Annotated in this window: 2 protein-coding genes; both read left to right on the top strand. The window is 70.1% G+C overall.

What is annotated here, in order from left to right:
• Positions 1–212: 212 nt before the first annotated feature.
• The gene (locus ACWCXX_RS41045) at positions 213–977 is read left to right on the top strand and encodes a TnsA-like heteromeric transposase endonuclease subunit (protein WP_451136383.1); all 765 of its coding nucleotides are present in this window, start codon (positions 213–215) and stop codon (positions 975–977) included.
• Positions 978–982: 5 nt separating this feature from the next.
• Entirely contained in the window at positions 983–3091 is a 2109-nt protein-coding gene (locus ACWCXX_RS41040; protein WP_451136385.1) for a transposase, read from the top strand.
• Positions 3092–3190 lie beyond the last annotated feature (99 nt).

Here is a 3190-nt window from a genome sequence, read left to right as displayed (position 1 = left end):
ACGTCTCATCCTCCCGCACAGTGCGGGCCGCTACGGCCCAGTATGGGCAGTGGTGTGGCGGTCCGTACTTCCACTGAGAATCACCTTTTTGAGTGGGACGGGCTGTGTTCGTGCGATACGCGTGGCCGGTACGCCCTTGGCTGTCCGACGGGAAGACGCGGGGGGGCAGATGTCGTGCTCGACGCTCGGTCCGGGAAGGGGACGGTTCGGACATGGAGGTTGCTTTCAGCAGTCTTGCTGGGCAGATGACCCAGCTGCCCTGGGAGCAGGCGGTCGCATCGGTGCAGTTCGAGGAACTGGCGCCGGTATCGGCGTTTCCGGTGGTGCCGGGGCGTAGGTGGGGTCCGGGCTGGTGGTGGTCGGCGACCACCGGGCGGCATGTGGTGCACGGTTCGGCCGCGATGCGCACGCAGCTGATGCTGCTGGACCGGGATCCGGATGTCATCGGCTTGGCCGGGCGGCCTGCCCGGTTCGTATGGCGGGACGAGACGGACGGTCGGGTGCGCTCGTGGGTCCCACAGTTGTTTGCCCGGTACATCGACGGCAGCGGGCTGTTCGCCGACTGCCCGTCCGTATCGGGTGCGGGCGGGGTTAGGGCGCGGCGGGCGGGGGTGGTGTTGGAGGCGGAGTGTGCGCGGGTGGGGTGGGTGTACCGGCGGTTGGAGCCGCTGTCTGCGGTGATGGCGGCGAATCTGCGGTGGCTGGCGGGCTATCGCCATCCCCGGTACAGGGGGGCGGATGGGCTGCAGGCTGCGCTGGCAGGGGCGTTCTGTGTGCCGCGGCCGCTGGTCGAGGGAGCGGAGGCGGTGGGTGACGTGCTTGGGGTTCTGCCGGCTGTCTATCACGCCTTGTGGTCCGGGCAGTTGGTGACGGGACTCGATGAGCTGCTGCATGGCGGATCCCTGGTCTGCGTGCCCGCTGGTGGTGGACCTGAGCATGGACGGGCAGCAGGGATCGGCATGCTGGGAAGGGCGTGAGCGCGGTGGGTGGTCGCAAAGAGGCGGGTCGGCGTCCGGTGGTGGAGGTCGGGGCGCACGTCGCCTATCGGGGGCAGACGTTTCAGGTGGCTGCTCTGCAGGGGCAGCGGGTGCATCTGGTGGGTGAGGACGGCGCGGATGTGTCGTTGCTGCTGAGCCGGTTGTTCGCCGGTCCGGGCTTTGAGGTGGTGGGCGCGCGGGCACCGGACGCAGTGCCGCAGTGGGGGCTGTTCGAGACGGTGCCGCTGGCGGCGCAGCAGCGGGCGTTGGCGTGGCTGCCGCACATCCGGGAGGTCGAGACGGGATGGCCGCATCCTGAGGGCAGTCGCGCGGGGCAGGCGATGCGGGAGGAGTACGACCCGGAGCGGTGGACGCTGGCGCAGCGGGAGGCGGCCAAGGCAAGGGAGATGACGGCGCTCGGCTTTACGCAGGTGACGCGTGCGACGGTGCAGAAGATGCGGCTCGTGTATCGCAGGCAGGGGCTGTGGGGTCTGGTCGACAAGCGCACGGTGGCGGTGCGTGGCCGTCGGCCGACGGGTTACGCCGACGAGCGGGTCGTGGCCGCGGTGCTGGAGGCGCTGCGCCGGCAGCGGGGGCGGTCGAAGGGGACGGTGAAGGGGCTGCAGGTGCTGGTCGGGCAGATCCTGGAGGAGACGCACGGGCGCGGGGTGGTGGAGATGCCGTCGCGGTCTTCGTTCTACCGGCTGGTGGGTGTGCTGGCTGATCCGGCCGATCGGCTGGGATACGGTGCGCGGACTGCTACCGCGCCGGGTCGGGGGTCTGCGGCGCCTGTGGTGCTGCGGCCCGGGGAGCAGGTGCAGATCGACACCACCCGACTGGACATCATGGCCGTACTGGAAGACGGCAGTCTGGGACGGCCTGAGCTGACCATCGCTGTTGATGTGGCGACACGCTCGATCCTGGCCGCGGTGCTGCGCCCGCACGGTACGAAGGCCGTGGACGCAGCGCTTCTGCTGGCCGAGATGGCGGTGCCCCATCCGGCGAGGCCTGGTTGGCCTGCGGTGCTGCAGTTGTCGCGGGCACAGGTGCCGTACGCGCGGATGCTGTCGCTGGACGAGCGGCTGGAAGGCGCGGCGGGGCGTCCGGTGATCGTGCCGGAGACGATCGTCGTCGACCGCGGGAAGATCTACGTCTCCGAGAGCTTCGTCGCCGCGTGCGAAACGCTCGGGGTGAGCGTGCAGCCGGCCCCGCCGCGGCGGCCGCAGGCCAAGGGCGTGGTGGAGCGGACCTTCGGATCGATCAACGACCTGTTCTGCCAGCACGTGGCCGGCCACACCGGGTCCAACCCGCTGCGGCGGGGCACGAACACAGAGACTGAAGCATGCTGGACGATCCCGCAGCTGCAGGACTTCCTCGATGAGTGGATCGTCTGCGGGTGGCAGAACCGCCCTCACGAGGGCCTGCGGCACCCGGTGCTGCCGAAGACGTCGCTCACCCCGAACCAGATGTGGGCCGCCCTGATCGCCCTGTGCGGGTACGTGCCCGTGCCTCTGACCGGTGCCGACTGGCTGGAGCTGCTCCCGGTGCGCTGGCAGCCCATCACCGAACGCGGCATCCGTATCGACTACCGCACCTACGACCACGAAGTCCTTGACCCTCATCGCGGCCGGCGCTCCGATGCCGTGGCAAGGGACGGCAAGTGGGAGGTTCACCACAACCCCCACGACGCCCGCCAGATCTGGGTCCGTCTGAGCGACGGACAGCTCCACGAGATCCCGTGGATCCACCGCGACCACGTCCACGAGCCCTTCAACGAGCAGATGTGGCGCCACATCCGCGGTGAGGTCGAGCAGCGCGGGGAGCGTGAGCAGCACGAAGCCGACCTCGCCGACGCCCTCGACCAGTTGCTGCGCCGTATTCGTGGCTCGGCCGAGGCGCCAGCGAAACGGCGGGGCCGCAAGAGCCCCATTACCGCGCCCGGCAGCGCGGCCGTACTCGAGGGCCTGGCCACCGGCCTGCCGGCACCACGCCGGCCGAGCATGCCCGGCGGCACCGAGCTCGGGGAAGGTGAGGAAGCAGCGAGCAGCGGGCAAGCCGCTCTACCCGTTCGGGCCGAGGCTGCTGGCGCGTCGCAGACCGGGCCGGCGCCCTGACAAGGGTGCTGTCACGTTGGCTGACGGAGTGGGATGATCTTCGGGTTGATGGTGCCTGGGGAGGGCTTGTTCGTGTCGGTCGCGTCGCCGTCGTACAAG

Source organism: Streptomyces sp. NPDC001732 (assembly GCF_053596315.1).
Note: the sequence above shows the minus strand (reverse complement) of the source record. Positions and strands in the feature narration are given on the sequence as shown.

Bases quoted from the DNA above. Each gene is read 5' to 3' on its own strand.
- ACWCXX_RS41045 (WP_451136383.1), top strand. From the start codon at position 213: ATGGAGGTTGCTTTCAGCAGTCTTGCTGGGCAGATGACCCAGCTGCCC.